This is a genomic window from uncultured Methanobrevibacter sp. (assembly GCF_902774605.1).
GTDB lineage: Archaea > Methanobacteriota > Methanobacteria > Methanobacteriales > Methanobacteriaceae > Methanocatella.
The window spans coordinates 52083-69214 of the sequence record NZ_CACYJE010000005.1 but is presented as its reverse complement, the minus strand read 5'-3'; the positions used below and the strand labels follow the sequence as shown (position 1 = coordinate 69214).

Below are 17132 nucleotides of genomic sequence, written 5' to 3'. Positions count from 1 at the left end.
CTTGATTATTTTCTTGCACTTATTATAGCACATTTCGATGAAAAATGCACTGTTTATCGAGAATTTTACTGATTGCTTGTTTTGAAGGCAGTGACTAATGTAACGCTGAACGACCTTGAATTATCTCTCGATTTTGAGGATTAACGATACGCTAATTTCTTGAATATGATATATCTCTTCCAAACAGGCAGTAGGCAGCATCGCTTGCTGCCTGTTTTCAGAGGCACTGCCCGATACTAATGTGTGAAGCTCTTAACGGAAAAATGAGAATCAAACAGTGCATAAAGGAACACCCGCAATGATGTAGGTGTTCCTTTTTAATTGAAGTTTTTAACAAATTTAATTTTAAAATTCTATTGTACATTTGTTTACCTGAATCCGTGAAATTCAAATTGCTTGATAACAACAAAGTCCAGTGTTAATGCGGTAAAAAGTAATTTTGACCTATCATGCTGCTTTCACCCAAATGGTGCAAAAAAGTTATTACTGAAAACGCCGATAAAAGTAGATACTATGCGGCTTTTCCAGCTTTTTTCAAAACAAGTTTCACGGATTCAGGTTTTAGATAAGGTAGAATATACTTGCCATACAAAAACTTATATTTTATTCATTGCGGTATACCTTATTGTAAACAAATTGAAGCAGGATAAAAATAAGAGCTATAGCACTAGTCTTATATAGCTCTTATTTTTTATCAACTTATATATTCACTAAACTCTTAAAAATACTATTATGATATAGTACCGCTGTATTAAAGAAAACTATTTAATCCTTTTGCAATAGCAATAAAATGATCTAATTGTTCATTGCTGAATCATTTAGTAGCTACAAAATATCTTTTTATATAATCGAATTTAACGAGTATGTGTAAAATATTCTATTGAAGTAAAGTATTTTTAGTTTCAAATTTTAAATCTGACATCTTTACATGGAACAGTCTGGATTCGAGTGTTTTAGCTGTTTGCGGGTCTTTATAGCCCATAGTTACCAACAGATTATTTTTGTTACGTGATACACCAATTATATAATATCTATCATTATTAGTTTTATATGTTGCTTTTAGCATTTTACCTTCATTGGCATCAAAAAGATACAAATAATTATTTTCGTTTCCATATTGATAGAATAGTTTTGGTTCTTGGTTGTTTTCAGTTTCGTATGAGAGCTCAAATGATTGGTCAATAAATCCCGGAGAGTCTATTTTTTTATTATTAACCACTCCCAAATAGCGAGTAATGCTAAAGTTTTCATAATACAGATAATCATTTATATAGTCAAAAAATGTAACCCCCTGTATTAATTCGTTACTATCTGTAAATATGGGTGATATGTCAATTGAATTTAATAAGTTCATATCATAATCATATGTATCAATATTTAATGAGGCATCTTCTTTCGTTTTATTCCGTAACATCAATAATGAAATTGTTTTTTTATCTTCGTTGACAGAAATATTTCTTACTGCTTCTCCAACAACATTTTGATCATCAAAATCAAAAAATTTGAGTTGTTTTATTTTTCCAGTAACAGTATTATATTCTTGCAAACAACTACCGTTTGTGACTACCTTGTTCAATAGTACACAATCACCTTTACGTTTCATAGTATCATAAGGGAAGCCACCTTTTTCTGAATTGATTTGAACTAAGCAGTCGCGAACTAAATCCACGTCAACAAATAATAGAGATCTGTTTTCTTCAGATGTATAATCACCAGTGCTGATATAGAAATACAAATGATTATTAACTAGTGCGGATTCATGTGTTTGAAATGACCAGTTTTCAATATTTCCTAATTTAACACTTTCTGAAGCATCAAAATAATAATGGTAATATTCCATGACTGTTGTTCTATTTGAGTCATTGCTTGCCCATTTAGAATACACAAAACCATCTTGTGTTTGAAAAATATATCCGAAATGTTCAATTCGATCCAAAAATTGATTATTTTCATAGATGGAAATAGTCTCATTTGAATTAATTATATTTTGGGAAATCGCCTGAGTTTTTTCAGAACGATTTTCGTTGGTGTGATCTGTGAATTTGCAAGCTGACATTAAAATGATTAGCATTAAAGAAAGCCCAAACAATAACAATTTTTTCATACATACTCACCTAATTACAGTGAGATTGTAATATGTTTATATTACAATCTCACTTCATCTTATATTACCATATTATTTCCTTGCAAACACTACTTGATACATTTGCTGTTTTTAAGTAAAAATACGGCCAATTGGTGTGTGTTCCACCGAGCGGATCTGCAAATTGAATTTGGGATTTATCACTGTAGATGGCATTAACAACTAAAAAGTGTCCGTTTGTTGCGTAATGCCAATTAGAACCACTTGTGTTTATGATTCCCATCAAGCAGGGTTTCTTGGGGCCAGTTATTGTTGCATATAGTTTATCACACATTGTGGATTGGCTTGGGTTAGAAATGCGTGCATAATAAAAGCTTTGCTTTTGATTTAAATAAGGTGCTATTTGCGTTGCAGTTGTACCACCACTGGTTGTGCCAAGATCACTTGCAATTGAAGCTTGTGATGCACTGCTTCTGTTTGCATATTGCAAAACACTTTTTACACATGCAGGAACACAATAATTGTTTTCCGTTTGTTGATACATTGTAAAGGTACCCGGAATAGATATTTTTGTAGCAGTTGAAGCTTTTGTATCCGTTTGACTAGATAACAATACAGCTTGGTTTTCTTTTTCTTGGATTCTTAACCAATCTTCTGGTGTCAGACTGGAAATATATTCTTTTTCTTCTTCGTCATCTGGAAATATGACTCCTGTTATTGACTCCATCTTTTTTGTGTCAGTTGATTCAGCATTTGCACTTACGTTAAATGATAACAATACTGAAAAAACAAGAATCAACGAACTTATTGTTATTAACTTTTTCATAATAAATCTTCCTAGTACTTTTTATTTTAGTATAAGCCGCTATTTACAACAGAACCTTTTATATATACGCTATAAGTATTTGTTCCACCGTGTAAAAAACCAACTATTTTGGATGTTCTGCCAGCGTCTATGACACCGCATTTCATACCGCCTCCACTATCACCGTTTTGCATAGCCTTGTTAGTCTTTATTAAGTTACTCCAAGTATATCCGTTGCCTGTATAGGAAAAATTATTTGATGTAACTTTTCCAGAAACAGTGCCTGAATATGAACCTCTCTGAGAAACGGTAGTACCAACTATTGGTACATCTGTGGAAAGTTGTTCATATAATGTGGTGTTACTGACATAATTATCTTCACTATCAAATAGAACAAATGAAGCATCACAAGTTCCATTATAAACTCGTTTTGTAATTGTTCCTATTTTTGTGTTGCCAGAATAAATTGTATCATTATTGCTAAAGCCGTGACCACAAGTTATAAATCCTCTTTGACCAGTACTTGGGCGGTAATAACCTACACCAACGGATGCGTAAGTTATTGTTGTACTCGTTTTTTTGTTAATTTGAGAATTGCCATTTACACTTACGAGAAGCTCAATTTTTTCATCTGGCTCCTCATGAAAAGAAATAATATTTGGCTCAACTGATTGTATGTTCCTTTCTTTCAAAATGTGAATAATGAATTCATATAAATTTTTTTCATTAGAAATATCATTTATTCCTATATCGATAATGTTGTTTCTTACGTCAACAGATATATTTCTTATCGCTGGATTGCTATAAGCTTTGTCTGTGAGTATTGACATTACATTTGTTAATGTGCTATAGCTATATTTTGCCGATTTAATAACAAGAGCTTGTTTTCTATTGCTATTGTCACTTAACACTCCAGATTTGTTCCAAGCTAACTTCTCGGCATTTTTTAGAGATGGGGAGTTTTCAACGAACATCAAAGTAAGATTATTATTGTCATCAATATACATACCAGCATAATCTAATATTTCTTGTTTTGAAAAACCACCCCAAGCATTGAAAACTTCTTCTTCGTTGCAAAAGTCATCAGAATAATACAAATCGGACTCTGTGTTTTTTACCGATGCCATTACCCCAAAGGACGCGGACAGAATAAGGGTTAGTGATATAAGAATACCTAATAATTTTTTCATTGCCAAGTACCTCCTTTTTATTTTCATCTTACTAACTGTCTACAGACTGAATTCTCAACTTCTTCACAAAACAAATTCGTAAAAATGTTGATTAGCAATTTAATCAATAAACTCTTCTAAAAAGCTAATCATATCACTAATAGAGACGGATTCATCAAATATTAGCTCATACAAATTGCTTCCCTTCTTAAATATAGAACGATAGTTTTTATTCGCGAAGGAATAATATATCTTAGTATTATTTATTTGAATTACCTTTACATTACCATTAGGATATTCATTTTGGCTTTCCTTCAAAAATGTTTTAATACTTTGCTCAGTATTAATTTCACACCACAAGTTGGCATTTATTTGATTTTCAATACCGATAAGCTTAGATATTTCGGCTGTTAGAATGTAGTGATTATCATCTACTGAATCAGATAAATCTTGTTTCTGTATTTTATATACAGTAAAACCTTTGGTCTCAAGATTGATTATGGGATCGTTTCCGCCATAAAGAGTTTCTGTTCTTTCAAGAGTTTGTGTGACATTATCTGTTTGTTGTTGTATGTTCAGCCAATTTACAAAATTTATTGAGATTACTAGTATAGCTATTAATGCAAAACTAGCAACTATAGCACCCCATCTGACAAAAAAGGACGAAAATACACTTTTTTTCATTTCTGTATTAGGTGTATAGCAAGAAATGTATTCGTTATCTATTTCACTAAGTGCTTGTAATACAATATGCGGATTCATACAATAAACCCTTCTTTCAATAATAACTGTTTTAATTCAACTCTACATCGAAAGAGTACCACTTTAACTTTACTTGTGCTCAGTCCAAGATTTTTTGATATTTCGCTAATGGATTCAAAATACCAGTATCGACCAATAAATATAGATCTTTTTTCTGTTGAAAGGTTGTTGAGAAAGTTATTTAGTGTATCTCTCAAATGAATAGAATCTATTAGGATATCATTTGTATTTACAGTATCCGGTAAAGTATCTTTAATTTCATCTAGAACAACTTCATATTCACCGTGTCCACGTTTAGCACTGTGCTTCATTTTATATTTGTTTAGAGATAGGTTGCGAATAATCTTTAGTATGAAATTTTTTAAACATATCGGATATTCAGGAGGAATAGAGTTCCATAGTTTGAGCAAAGTATCAGACACCGATTCTTCCGCGTCCTGTTCGTTATGTAAAATATTTAAGGAAACCTTATAACAAAGCTTTCCGTACTTTTGTTCTGTTTCAGAAATAGCTTTTTCATCTCTCTCGTGAAATAAATCTATAATACTCTTATCATCAAGCAAAAGACCACCTCCAATTCATTTGGATTCACGATAGTATGCTTATTAATGATATAAAGATAACATAGATCTCCTCTATTAATTTAGACAATTTTTATCATATGTTGGTTACAAGTATTATAAAACTTTTATTTAAATTTGGCAAATATTATCTGATTTGGTTTTAATAAAGAACTACGTAATAGATAAAAGATTAATTCCAATTTTTTTGACAAATCCAATTGATGTAAAAAAGATCTAAAAATAGATGTAAATGTGTTTTATAGAACCGTCTAAAAAACAAACCATTAAATAATGAAAATATGACAATTAATGCTTCTGCCGATTGTGGTGTTAAATATCATACAACACAAATATAGCAAGACAATAAATTCGATTTTCATTTTTCCGTTAAGAACCTCATGCTTTACACACAGAGTTTGCTTTTTGGCTCCCAATCGGCTAATTCACTTGTGATTTCAAATCATCCTTATGAGAATTAGCCTTTTGTGGAGTATTTCAAGTTCTTAAAGCAGTTTGAAGACGAAAATACAGTTGCCAAATACACAATACCTGCACCGGCACAGACATTCCAGCAGTTTATTGTTCCTGACAATATTGAGAGCACAAGAAAGTTTTATTCCAACAACGAGGAGCTTATTAATGATATTGCGGCAGCTTATCGCGATGTAATCCAGCAGTTCTATGATGCAGGTTGTCGCAATCTTCAGCTTGACGATTGTACATGGGGTGCAGTTGTAGGTGATGCGGCAAAGCAAAGATATGAAGCACTCGGAGTTGATATTGAAACCGTAAAATCCGAACTGCTCAAGGTTAATAACCTTGCACTTGAAAACAAGAAGGACGATATGGTAATTACATCGCATATTTGCCGCGGTAACTACCAATCAACATTCTTCACAAGCGGACCTTATGATTCTGTTGCTGACTATGTTTTTGCGAAAGAAAATGTTAATGCACTTCTTCTTGAGTATGATGACGAACGTTCAGGCGGATCTGAACCTCTTGCAAAGGTTTCAAATGATAAAACAGTGGTTTTGGGATTAATAACCACAAAATCTCCAAAACTTGAAAATAAGGAAGAAGTAATCGCAAGAATACATGAGGCTGCAAAGTATGTTCCGCTTGACAGACTGGCCCTCAGCCCACAGTGCGGATTTGCATCTTGTGAAATCGGTAACAAACTTACCGAAGATGAACAATGGGCAAAACTTAAACTTGTAAAGGAAATTGCAGAAGAAGTTTGGGGATAATTCTATAAATTATAATAAAACCACGTTGCCGATATTTGTTTCGACAACGTGGCTTTTTATGCTTCTCAGGTATCTTTGCACAAAGTGCATAGCAAATAATCACCCTGTATGCGGTTTTGTGACAGGATTTATGCCAAAATCTGTAAACGTAGGTTTATGTTATTCTTCCATTTGTTTTCCAAGGAAAGCGGCTGCCGATTGCGCAAGCTTGACTTCTGTGTTGGTAGGAACTTTAATGCTTTCTCCTGTCAGCATAACAACAGCGCCCATAACGTCGCCGGATGAAATTATCGGATAAATGACGGCCGCATTGTTTTCGATACCCTCAATCGGCTGAACATCGTTAAGGGTTTGCTCAGTAGCGGCATAGCTTTTACGATTTTCCATATAGTTTTCAAGTATTGTGCTGACCCTGCGTTCAAGAAACTCACGCTTTGAAACGCCTGCTGCGGCAATAACATGGTCATTGTCACAGATTAATGTCGGCATTGAGCTTATTCTTGCAATAACGTCGGCATATTGACCTGCAAACGCCGACAATTCACCGACCGGTGAATATTTCTTAAAGATAACTTCTCCGTCGGTCGCCGTGTAAATTTCCAGAGGGTCTCCCTCTCTGATTCGCAGTGTGCGACGAATTTCTTTTGGAATAACCACCCTGCCCAGGTCGTCGATTCTCCTTACTATTCCTGTTGCTTTCATATCTAAAAAACTCCCTTGTTCCAATTTAATTAGCAAATTATTGCCTTAATATTGTTTGAATTAGAAATTTTTTTATTCCGTCAACTAACGTGAATTTTCAGGTTTTGACATAGTATTTTTTGGAAATTTTAAAATAATTTAATCCATTGTACAAATTCGGAATAATGTATGTTCAAATGAAGAAGAATATATTGACAATGTTTTTATTATGTGTTATATTATCAATGGTATAAAACCTATCATTAAGATAGGAATTAGGAGGAGAGCCTGTTATGACGTACTTAAACAGTCTTGTAACAGAAAACTGCAATCTCAGCATGTGCACAATGTGTATGTGCCGTATTTGTACGCTCTCTGATAACTATACCTGAGCAAATTGGGTCTTGTGATACCGGAGAGCAATGCTCTTCGGTTTTTTGTTTATATGGAATTACAGCCTATTAATTGAGAGGTAATTATGAGTTTTGACCTTAACAACCATAAAATTAAAGACAAAATATTTTCTGCCTGTTTCGGACTTGAAAAAGAATGTTTGAGGGTTGATGAGAACGGATTTCTTGCACATACTGACCACGGATTTGATGATGAACATTTGCAAAGGGATTTTTGTGAAAATCAGGTTGAGTTTGTAACAGATGCGTTTGATAATATAAAAGACGTTTGTGCCCAGCTTACACAGCTTCATAAAACAGTGCAAAAGAACCTTGCCGTAAGAAAATCAGGCAGAGAGTTCTTATGGAGCTTTTCAAATCCTCCGTATGTAAAAGGAGAAAATGATGTTCCCATTGCAAATTTTGTGGGTACTTGGGCTAATAAATCGGTTTACCGAAAATATCTTGCCGAGAAATACGGCAGACTTAAGATGTTGTATTCAGGAATACACTTTAATTTTTCATTTAATAATGAGTTGATAGAAAGCGCATTTGAATCAAGCGGAAAATCCGATTTTTGTTCTTTTAAAAATGATATATATCTTGAGCTTGCACAAAAATCGGTTCAATATGCGTGGCTGATAGTCTATCTTACTGCCGCAAGCCCGGTTATTGATTGCTCTTTTATAAATGCAGATAAAATCGGAGAGACCGTTGTAACAAATTATTCGTCTGCTCGATGTAGTGAGGCAGGATATTGGAACACCTTTGTTCCCACACTTAAATACGGAAGCACAGAGGAATACGTGCAAAGTATTCAAAAATATATTGACGAGGGCAGGCTAAAATCCGTTTCTGAGATTTACTATCCCATAAGATTAAAGCCGCAGGGGGAAAACACCCTTGAAAATCTTCATATCAGGGGTGTGAACCATATCGAATTTAGAATGTTTGATGTGAATCCGCTTTCTCCGATAGGAATACTTGAAGATGACATAAAATTTGTTCATTGTTTGATAGTATATCTTATGTCACAGCCTAAAATTACACTGAGTGACGATGAGCAGATAACTGCAATAAATAACGAAAAAATGGCTGCAAGGCTTGACGATGAACAGACAATTGAATTTTTAGGCGACAAAAGGTCAATCAAAAGCACAGCTCTTGATGAGCTTTGTAAAATTCGCAAATTTTATGAGAATTTTGGCGATGATGAAATATTAAAAATTATTGATAAACAAATTGATAAGATTAAATATCCCGACAAGCGATATGCTAATATAGTAAAGAAAGAGTATGGCAAAAACTATGTTAAAAACGGTTTAAAGCTTGCGGAAAAATATCAGAATGAATTAATTGATACCTGAAAATAGTAAGGATTTCTATGTGTTTTCGGGTATCTGCAAGGTGCGAGGTGTAAACTATGTGCGAATTATATGGGTTTAGTGCCCACAACAATCAGATTATCAATCCACTAGGCAAAAAGTTTTAGTAAAACCATCAATGCACACAAAAGCATATCATCAGTTATTATCATACCTTTAATTCCAAAGGTAAATATGCAATTAAGTGATTAATTAATTAAGCAAGTAATTGAATAATCAATTAGGCGATTAATAAAGAGATAAAAATAGAGCTTTAGTCATAATTTACCTTTTCCAAGCCCCAATAACATAAACATGGAAAAATAACAGATACACTACTAATGCATCTTATGTTCAAAAAAAAGCCTATTGTAATTTATCCAGTATATCAAGCCCATATTCAGTTAAACGATAAGTACGACCTTTACGAACTTCAGGATTAATTACTTCAGCAATTTCTTTTTCAATTAGTCCTTTTAATATTGAACTTACTTGATTTTGTGGTATCTGAGTTTCTTTAGCTATTTTTGATGGGAATTTTGAATCATTACCTAATGATTTGATTACTTTAGCTCGATACCTTGAATTGTTGATGTATTCTATTATATCTTCCATAAAAACCTCTTAAACTTATTTATTCGGATAATTTAAAAAATCCAGCTATTATAATCACCACAATTACTATAATATAAATTAACATTGACATGGGGTCTGTATAAGGAACAAAAGCACTAATATACGCTCCAATAATAAAAATGCCAATTAAAGGAATGAAGCAAAATAATGCGCTTTTTTTATCTGAATCTGTAATCATAGACAATATAAAATACAGTATTACTGCAACAAATAAATATGTACCTATCGTAATTAATGTTTGAGGAATGAAAAAATTGCCTCCAATACCTAAAAATGCAGTAAGAATATATAAAATTACCAAAAACATGGGTAATATACAACAAATAACTTTTTGTGAATCAGATAAATCAGAATCAGACATGTAAAAATCCCCTTTTAGTTTTTTGAATAAAAAACAAACAACAATAATACTAAAACAGCAAATCCTAAAACAACATAAACAACAGCATCAACGAAATAAAATGAAGAAGCCATATAATAAATTATTCCACACATTACTGGCAATAAACAACAAAGCCCATACATCCCTAAATCTGAATCATTTGATATAGTTGAGTCAATCCCCATTTTTGAAATCAGAAATGATATTGAAATAGATAAAACAATGCCTATTAAAATTACCAGTACCCAATTAAAAGGGCTGGAAAAAGGAGCAGTAACACCAAAATTACATATAATAAAAAATAATATCGGAGCAGTTATACAGCAACCAATAATATATGAAAATCCTTCATCTTCCATTATTAGCACCTATATAAAAAGATAACTTAAGCCAAACATTAATCCAGTAATCAATCGCAACCGATTATTACTTTCTCTTAATTTAAAAAATTGTGTAAATCCATCCAATAATAATGGAAAAGTTAGAATAAAGCAAATAAGAAAATTATTAGATAATGAAAATAATTTAAGATACTTAAATAATATTGAAATAAAAAAACCAATATAAATTCCCGTACACCTTGAACATACTGGAAATTGACGTCCTTTAAAGAAAAAACTCCTTTCTGGAAGTCTATGGCAAATCAAATAATGATATTTAAAATTATACCTCAACTTAATTCACTACCAAGATTAATAATTTTACAAAATGCGTTGCATTCCTTTATTTAAGATTTGATTGTGCAACTTTACCGACAAATCCACCAAATACGCCTAATACCATACAGAATGGTATCGCAAAAACGGAGTATAATATTAAAAAACTGCTTATCAAACCAACAATTGCGCCGTAAATAATCGCATATAAAGTAGAATTATTAGTTAAAAAACCTGAAATAGCTCCACCAATAACTATCCCAATTATTCCTATAGCTCCAATACTTGATAATAATCCAATAGTAACAAGAATTATAGATACAACTACTCCAATAACAATCGGCATTAATTCAACATTACTTGCAATATCTTCAGACATAATTATCACCCTTTATTTTATTATCTCAGAAAGAAGATCTTCATATTGCATAAAATTATCACCATATTGGTCATATATGTATGGAACAATTATAGAAACAACTTTATCATTATCGATATAAACGAATTCTACATTTTTTGAGTATATATCCATTTTATAAAAGCCTTCTTTTCCATCTATAGTCTTTTGTTCAAAACCTTTTTTAAGTAATGAACTACCTATTGCTGAATCATCCACAGACTTATCACTAACCACAAAATCAACAGTATCTTTAGTTTCAGTATTCTTATAAACAGCTTGTTCATAAGTATTATCACTTTCAGACTTTACTGGGTTATCCACATCAAATCCATCAGGTAAATGGAAATTAACACCATTAACAGTTACATCATTTCCACTATCAAAAGGCCAAAAAGCACTTACACTTGATAAAGACATAACTGCCATAAATATTATCAATAAACCAAATATTAGTTTCTTATTCATCATTTTCACCTTAAAAAAAAAAGAAATTGAGTAAGCAATTAATTGCTCACTTATTTAAATTCAATACTATCTAATGCTTGCTGTATTCTTGAATCGGAGCTTGTAATAACTACAACTTTAGTATTGTCATCAGATGATACTAAATATCCATGTTCTCCTGCACTTTTAGTATCCCAAGAAGTAATACCCCCATCAGTTTTAACTGTGAAGTTTTGTTTTACTTTATCTAAAACAAATTGTGTGGTATTGTTATTCCCATTGGTATTAGATGTATCCCAATATTCAATAAAAGCAAAAGTTGTATTATCAGCATTTGGTACAGCATAAATAGTTTGATTACTATCACCTTGTTTTTCTGGAATATCTCCTTGAACATCAGGGATATCCATTTTAAAGTCGCCAAAATCGTGTGATACTAATTCTTCACTTGCAAAAACACTGACTACTGAAACAGTAGCTATGAAAATTATCAACAAAGCAAATATCTTCTTATTCATGAGATTAATCCTCCATATCAATTTTTTTACAAAATTTAAATTTTGTATGTATAACTATCTCTATGATAAGATATAAAAGTTGTGTTTAAACCGAAGCATTATGAATTATAAATATTAATTAAGAACGATTAAGAGCCTTTATGTAACTATTAAAGTAGTTAATAAAGAATATAACAAATAAATATGAGTGAAAAAGAATCAGAACAAAATTTTTGGTCATTGATAGGTTATATAAAAGTTTCTCCAGCACGTTTAAATTGCATCACTTGTATCGGCACTGAATATAAAATGCCAAAAGAAATTGTTGATGCAACAGGAATGCGAATAACACAAATATCAAATGCATTACACGACCTAAAAGAAAAGAAAATAGTGGTCTGTTTAAATGAAGAAAATATCAAAGGTAGACTATACCAAAATACCGAATTAGGATTACAGCTATTGGAAGAATTAAAAAAATAACAACATCGAACACTATTGCCCACCACCAAATAAAAAAGTTCTTCCATAATTCATTAAGATATCAAATAAAGTATTGATTAAATTAATTAAATATTTAATTTTATAATAGACATATAAATGAAGATAAACTATCACTAGTTACATAGACATGAACAATAAAAAAAACACATAAGAATCAGAACTACACAATAATTAACAAATCAGATAATTGGCAAACCACTAAAAATCAAAAAAAGATAAAGAGATTATTTAATCTTTTGATTAAACAACTCCCTTACAAACATTAATGTCTAAGTACAATACTATCAATTATTGATTGTACTTTAGCTTTTTTTACTTTTTCATTATCTTCCCATAATTTTATTGAATAACTCTCCAGTTCATCTGCAATCTTTTTACTTTGGGATTTAGATAATACATACCCATTACTTTCAATATAATCATGTTCATAAAGTCCAATTTCTGATTTAATTAATTTCCAATCATCATCAGTTCGATAATATTCATCTCTAATTGCTGTAGATTGAAAGGCAGATGTTGTATTGAATGCCATTGTTATTAAATCTTCAATATAATAATCTGTAACACCAGCAAAATCTTCTTTTTTAACATCTTCTTTATAATATCCAATGATTGTTGAAGCTAAATTATACTTTTCAACTAATTCATGTCCAGATATATACTCTTGTATTCTTTTTAAATCATTAGCATTGGCAAGATTATCTAATTGATTTTGAATATCCAATACTTGAGATGATAAAGCTGAATTGACACTTTCAACATGCTTAATCTTTTTTTCATATTGCTCTTTCTGTTCGTCCATTTCTCTTTGCATAGAAACAGCCTGAGCTTCCAATTGTTTTTTCAATGCTTCATTTTGTTCTTCCAAGTCTTTATATTGTTGTGTTTTAATATCCTTAATTTCTATATCTTTAATACTAAGGTAGGGACTTAATGCAAGGTAAGTTTTCCTAAGATAACTATCATGACTATCTGATTCAATGGCCTCATATACTTTTGAATTTGATTCATTAGGTGGCACATGTCCAGTAAATATACTAATAATATCCACTTCTGAAGTTTTATCAGAATTAACAACAACTTGAGTAATGTTTCTCCTACAAGTAGTGGAAAACAATTTTCTAAGAGAATGAGACCTAAATCTACGATATTTACCATTCTTATCCATCTTATCTCCTAATTGTTTATTTAACCTTTGAAATAATTGTTCGATAGCTGTAGATTTTAGTTCTTTATTCGTAGATGTTGCAAACAAAGGATAATCAGATTTTAATATTTCATTTCTTCCTTTTCGTATATTATATTCAATTCGATTATGTAAATATTGCCACATATATGTACTTGCTTCAGGAGTATTAAATGTAACACATAATTGTGACTTTTTGGCTGTTTTTGAGGGCATGATTTCCCAACATGGATAAATTTCTTCAGGATTTTTAGCTAATAGGTTATCTATTGTTTTTTCTTCATTATTATCAAAATAAATATCACATGCATTAATTAAATCACCGATCGTTAATCTCCTTACATCACTACTTCTTAAACCAGTAGTGGCAAAAAAAGAAATAATGGCTTTATCCCTAATACTTTTACAGAATGACATTGCTGTTTCAACTTCCCTCCAAGAAACAATATCCTCATCACGAATCCTATCGTTTTGAATGGTTATTTTAATTGGTTTAGGTTTTTGAATATCATATTCACCCAATAAAGCTCTGAATGTATCTAATTTAAGCTTAATAGTCCTATTAGTTAAACCTCTGCTTTTTAAATAATTATAATAATTAAATTGATATATAGTTACAGACCTATCTTCCAAATCAAGAAGGTCATGATTTCCTGTTTCATTATCTATATATGGTTTTTGTTCTCTTTTTCCTATTCTAACAATATCAGATGGTGTGACATCAAATAACTCATGTATTTCTTTAAAAACAGTGTTGTAATTTTTAATTGCATCTTTAGTAAGGTTTCTTCGTTCCACCATCATGCTTAATTTAGCATCGGTTTCAGAAAATTTGGTTTTGGTTGTCATAATTAATAATATGCAGATTACCAACATATAAATGTTTGGTAACCCACATAATTTTACATGGCCTGTTAAGAGTAACCCACATTCTGTTCATGCAGCATTCATCTTAGCGAACTACCTTGCCTACACAATCGATTATCGGCATCTTTGCTCTTGCATCCTATGGAATGGCCGTTTCACCGTTTCTTTTAATGTCCTCAATCAAGTATCATCGTCCACCATTAAAAGCCGTGTCGTTTCTGCTCCAGGGTCATGCTTCTCAGCATACGTCTTTCAACGCCATAGTATTGTATTGATGTGCGGAGTTTCCTTAGTTAAAATGTAATTAACCAGCAGCTGCCTTTAACTTGCCATGAAAAATAATAAGTTTAAGTAAAAATGTAGCAGGGCCTAGATTTGAACTAGGGATCTCGGGGTTATGAGCCCCGCGGGTTCACCAGACTACCCCACCCTGCTATATGAAAAACAGTAATAACTAATACTAATTATGATTGCTATACTATATAAAGGTTTCGATAAAATAGTTGAAATCAAAGAAAATAATATTAATTATTTTCTAATGATTCAATCCTCTTATCCAACTCACTTAATTTTTCCTCAGTGGCTTCCTGGAATTCCTTGGATGACTTTTTAAACTCAATGAAATCCTTCTCCAAAGCATCAACATTTGATGTGGTTTGGGAGAATTTGGTTTGAAGATCATCAATGTCATCAGTGGTAGCCAAGGACCAGTCCTTAATCAACTCATCGCTTTTAGCGTCAAGGAAAGCATCAATCTTGCTGGAAAAGGCGTCAGTGTTTATGCCAGACATGTCAATGTCACTCAACTTGACTTTAATCCTTTTAGTGACAGAATCGGAATTGTCATCCTCTTTAACGGCATTCGCCACATCAGAGGAATTGCCACCTAAAACCTCATCCATATGAGCATCGGCACTGGTCGGCACATAACCGCGCAATTTATCCATGGCGCCCGGACTGTTCAATAAGTAATAGTAAACTAAAATCACAATTGCTACGATTAAAATTATTACTGCAATTGCTTCTGTTGCATCCATATTAACACCTATTTATTCATTTTTTTAAGCTTAGCTTCTTTCTGCTCAATTTCCTTAAGCATCTTTTCCAATTTTCTCTGTTCAGTTTCAGCTTCAAGCCTGGCTAATCTTTCATTGATTTCAGAGTGAAGATAGCCTACACGACTTCTTGCTTCTGTTGTGGATTGCCTGATTGCTGAAAGACTGTCTTGTTGCTCTTGCGGCAATGGAATAGGATTGTCCATTAACCTTTTGGATTCGATATCTTTTTCCACCATGGACATTTTCTTAAGTTCAATTTCCTTTTCAAGAAGTTTAATTTCATTCTTGGACTTGGCAACACTTCTCCATTGGAAAACGATAATAATCAATACCACAACAACAATAATCAAAATAATCAGTAGGAACATTTGATCAGGTATTGTAGGAAAATCCATTTATTCAACCTCCACGTTTAATATATATTTTAATCAATATAAAATATTATATAAAGTTTATTAGTTAAATATTTAATTATATCAATAGAGAAGGTAATAACTTATGATGGAATCTTATATTGAATCTGGAAAACTCGCTTCAAAGATACGTGGAGAAGCTTCAAAGATGATTAAGGACGGAACCTTGGTCATTGACCTGGTCGAATATGTTGAAAGTGAAATCCTGAAGGCAGGAGCAGACATCGCTTTTCCATGCAACGTGTCACTGAACGAAGTTGCAGCCCACTACACCTCCCCTGCAGGGGATGAAACAGTCATCCGTGCAGGAGACATGGTGAAACTGGATTTGGGTGCAATGATTGATGGTTATATTGCAGACACTGCAGTTACAGTAATAGCCGATGGGGACATCACTGCAAACTACACTCAGGATGAGATAAACCTGCACGAGGAAATCGTTGAAGCGTCAGCCGCAGGATTGGAAGCTGCAATCGCCACCGTCAGGGCAGGGGTTGAAGTGTCAAAAATAGGCGCTGCAGTCCATGAGGCAATAGCAGAATACAAGCTAAACCCAATCTTTAATTTAACAGGCCACAGCCTGGAACAGAACAATCTCCACGCTGGAATATCAATTCCTAACTATGACAATCATGACGGATACGTCCTAGAAGAGGGTCAGGCAATCGCAATCGAACCATTCGCAACCAACGGCGAAGGCATTGTCAACGACGCGCCGGGACACTACATATACTCCTATATGGCCAACAAGCCGTTCAGGATGAAATCCACAACCAGAGTCCTGAAATACATTCAGCACAACCACCGCTTCGTGCCTTTCTCAGGAAGATGGATAACAGACGAGTTCGGTGAAAGGAAAGGCCATATGGCATTGAAGCAATTGGCTGATGCAATGGCAATATACCCTTACGCACCGCTGCGCGAAAAGCAGGACTGCTTTGTAAGCCAGAAGGAGCATACTGTAATCGTTGAAAAAGAAGGCTGTACCGTTACAACCATTTAAAAAAAAAAATATTCAGA

General features: G+C 32.7%; 20 protein-coding genes, 1 tRNA gene, 1 other RNA gene and 1 pseudogene. 4 read left to right on the top strand and 19 right to left on the bottom strand.

Annotated elements, in window-relative coordinates:
• Positions 1-877: 877 nt before the first annotated feature.
• The 5 genes from QZU77_RS02370 to QZU77_RS02350 form a co-directional block, all read right to left on the bottom strand.
• On the bottom strand, positions 878-2104 hold the full coding sequence (locus tag QZU77_RS02370; protein ID WP_092977919.1) for a hypothetical protein: 1227 nt from the start codon (positions 2102-2104) through the stop codon (positions 878-880).
• A 64-nt stretch (positions 2105-2168) separates the two neighbouring features.
• Complete coding sequence (locus QZU77_RS02365) at positions 2169-2909, bottom strand: C39 family peptidase (protein WP_092977921.1); 741 nt, start codon at positions 2907-2909, stop codon at positions 2169-2171.
• A gap of 26 nt (positions 2910-2935) precedes the next feature.
• The gene (locus QZU77_RS02360) at positions 2936-4078 is read right to left on the bottom strand and encodes a hypothetical protein (RefSeq protein ID WP_092977923.1); all 1143 of its coding nucleotides are present in this window, start codon (positions 4076-4078) and stop codon (positions 2936-2938) included.
• A gap of 99 nt (positions 4079-4177) precedes the next feature.
• Complete coding sequence (locus QZU77_RS02355; RefSeq protein WP_092977925.1) at positions 4178-4819, bottom strand: hypothetical protein; 642 nt, start codon at positions 4817-4819, stop codon at positions 4178-4180.
• Positions 4816-5382 carry an RNA polymerase sigma factor gene (locus QZU77_RS02350; RefSeq protein WP_295599429.1) on the bottom strand — a complete coding sequence of 189 codons (567 nt, stop codon included), beginning with the start codon at positions 5380-5382 and terminating at the stop codon, positions 4816-4818. The genes QZU77_RS02355 and QZU77_RS02350 overlap by 4 nt, the downstream gene beginning before the upstream one ends.
• 485 nt (positions 5383-5867) lie before the next feature.
• On the opposite strand from QZU77_RS02350, the gene QZU77_RS02345 reads away from it, so the two are divergent.
• On the top strand, positions 5868-6632 hold the full coding sequence (locus QZU77_RS02345; RefSeq protein ID WP_295599426.1) for a hypothetical protein: 765 nt from the start codon (positions 5868-5870) through the stop codon (positions 6630-6632).
• A gap of 159 nt (positions 6633-6791) precedes the next feature.
• Here the strand turns inward: QZU77_RS02345 and QZU77_RS02340 are convergent, their stop codons facing one another.
• Together QZU77_RS02340 and QZU77_RS10890 are read right to left on the bottom strand one after the other, a co-directional pair.
• Entirely contained in the window at positions 6792-7172 is a 381-nt protein-coding gene (locus QZU77_RS02340; protein ID WP_295599422.1) for a stage V sporulation T C-terminal domain-containing protein, read from the bottom strand.
• Positions 7173-7196: 24 nt separating this feature from the next.
• A pseudogene (locus QZU77_RS10890) lies at positions 7197-7334 on the bottom strand (AbrB/MazE/SpoVT family DNA-binding domain-containing protein); the annotation flags it as partial.
• A 457-nt stretch (positions 7335-7791) separates the two neighbouring features.
• Here QZU77_RS10890 and QZU77_RS02335 point away from each other — a divergent pair.
• Complete coding sequence (locus QZU77_RS02335) at positions 7792-9072, top strand: hypothetical protein (RefSeq protein ID WP_295599417.1); 1281 nt, start codon at positions 7792-7794, stop codon at positions 9070-9072.
• 363 nt (positions 9073-9435) lie between these two features.
• On the opposite strand, the gene QZU77_RS02330 is transcribed toward QZU77_RS02335, so the two are convergent.
• Genes QZU77_RS02330 through QZU77_RS02300 form a run of 7 tightly spaced genes read right to left on the bottom strand, consistent with a single transcriptional unit; the run spans position 9436 to position 12105 of the window.
• Positions 9436-9684, bottom strand: a complete 249-nt coding sequence (locus QZU77_RS02330) for a transcriptional regulator (RefSeq protein WP_295599414.1) — start codon at positions 9682-9684, stop codon at positions 9436-9438.
• A 19-nt stretch (positions 9685-9703) separates the two neighbouring features.
• The gene (locus QZU77_RS02325) at positions 9704-10066 is read right to left on the bottom strand and encodes a hypothetical protein (RefSeq protein ID WP_295599411.1); all 363 of its coding nucleotides are present in this window, start codon (positions 10064-10066) and stop codon (positions 9704-9706) included.
• A gap of 14 nt (positions 10067-10080) precedes the next feature.
• A complete protein-coding gene (locus QZU77_RS02320; RefSeq protein WP_295599408.1) occupies positions 10081-10446 on the bottom strand; it encodes a hypothetical protein in 366 nt (121 codons plus the stop codon).
• 9 nt (positions 10447-10455) lie between these two features.
• A complete protein-coding gene (locus tag QZU77_RS02315; RefSeq protein WP_394350518.1) occupies positions 10456-10761 on the bottom strand; it encodes a DUF2085 domain-containing protein in 306 nt (101 codons plus the stop codon).
• Positions 10762-10810: 49 nt separating this feature from the next.
• Positions 10811-11122 carry a hypothetical protein gene (locus QZU77_RS02310; protein ID WP_295599402.1) on the bottom strand — a complete coding sequence of 104 codons (312 nt, stop codon included), beginning with the start codon at positions 11120-11122 and terminating at the stop codon, positions 10811-10813.
• A 12-nt stretch (positions 11123-11134) separates the two neighbouring features.
• Positions 11135-11608: a hypothetical protein gene (locus tag QZU77_RS02305; protein ID WP_295599399.1), complete on the bottom strand. Its 474-nt coding sequence runs from the start codon at positions 11606-11608 to the stop codon at positions 11135-11137.
• Positions 11609-11658: 50 nt separating this feature from the next.
• Positions 11659-12105 (bottom strand): hypothetical protein, encoded by a 447-nt coding sequence (locus QZU77_RS02300; RefSeq protein ID WP_295599396.1) that lies wholly within the window; start codon positions 12103-12105, stop codon positions 11659-11661.
• 183 nt (positions 12106-12288) lie between these two features.
• On the opposite strand from QZU77_RS02300, the gene QZU77_RS02295 reads away from it, so the two are divergent.
• On the top strand, positions 12289-12567 hold the full coding sequence (locus QZU77_RS02295; protein ID WP_295599393.1) for a MarR family transcriptional regulator: 279 nt from the start codon (positions 12289-12291) through the stop codon (positions 12565-12567).
• Between the two features lie 283 nt (positions 12568-12850).
• On the opposite strand, the gene QZU77_RS02290 is transcribed toward QZU77_RS02295, so the two are convergent.
• The 5 genes from QZU77_RS02290 to QZU77_RS02270 all read right to left on the bottom strand — a co-directional run bounded on the left by QZU77_RS02290 (position 12851) and on the right by QZU77_RS02270 (position 16094).
• Positions 12851-14623, bottom strand: coding sequence for a tyrosine-type recombinase/integrase (locus tag QZU77_RS02290; RefSeq protein WP_295599390.1), 1773 nt, complete (start codon positions 14621-14623; stop codon positions 12851-12853).
• A 60-nt stretch (positions 14624-14683) separates the two neighbouring features.
• Positions 14684-14971, bottom strand: an RNA gene (gene rnpB / locus QZU77_RS02285) — RNase P RNA component.
• A gap of 30 nt (positions 14972-15001) precedes the next feature.
• Positions 15002-15076, bottom strand: a tRNA-Met gene (locus QZU77_RS02280).
• 89 nt (positions 15077-15165) lie between these two features.
• Positions 15166-15678: a hypothetical protein gene (locus tag QZU77_RS02275; protein ID WP_295599387.1), complete on the bottom strand. Its 513-nt coding sequence runs from the start codon at positions 15676-15678 to the stop codon at positions 15166-15168.
• An 8-nt stretch (positions 15679-15686) separates the two neighbouring features.
• Positions 15687-16094 (bottom strand): hypothetical protein, encoded by a 408-nt coding sequence (locus tag QZU77_RS02270; RefSeq protein WP_295599384.1) that lies wholly within the window; start codon positions 16092-16094, stop codon positions 15687-15689.
• A 103-nt stretch (positions 16095-16197) separates the two neighbouring features.
• Here QZU77_RS02270 and map point away from each other — a divergent pair, with 103 nt between their 5' ends.
• Positions 16198-17115, top strand: coding sequence for a type II methionyl aminopeptidase (gene map, locus QZU77_RS02265; protein WP_295599381.1), 918 nt, complete (start codon positions 16198-16200; stop codon positions 17113-17115).
• Positions 17116-17132: the final 17 nt, after the last annotated feature.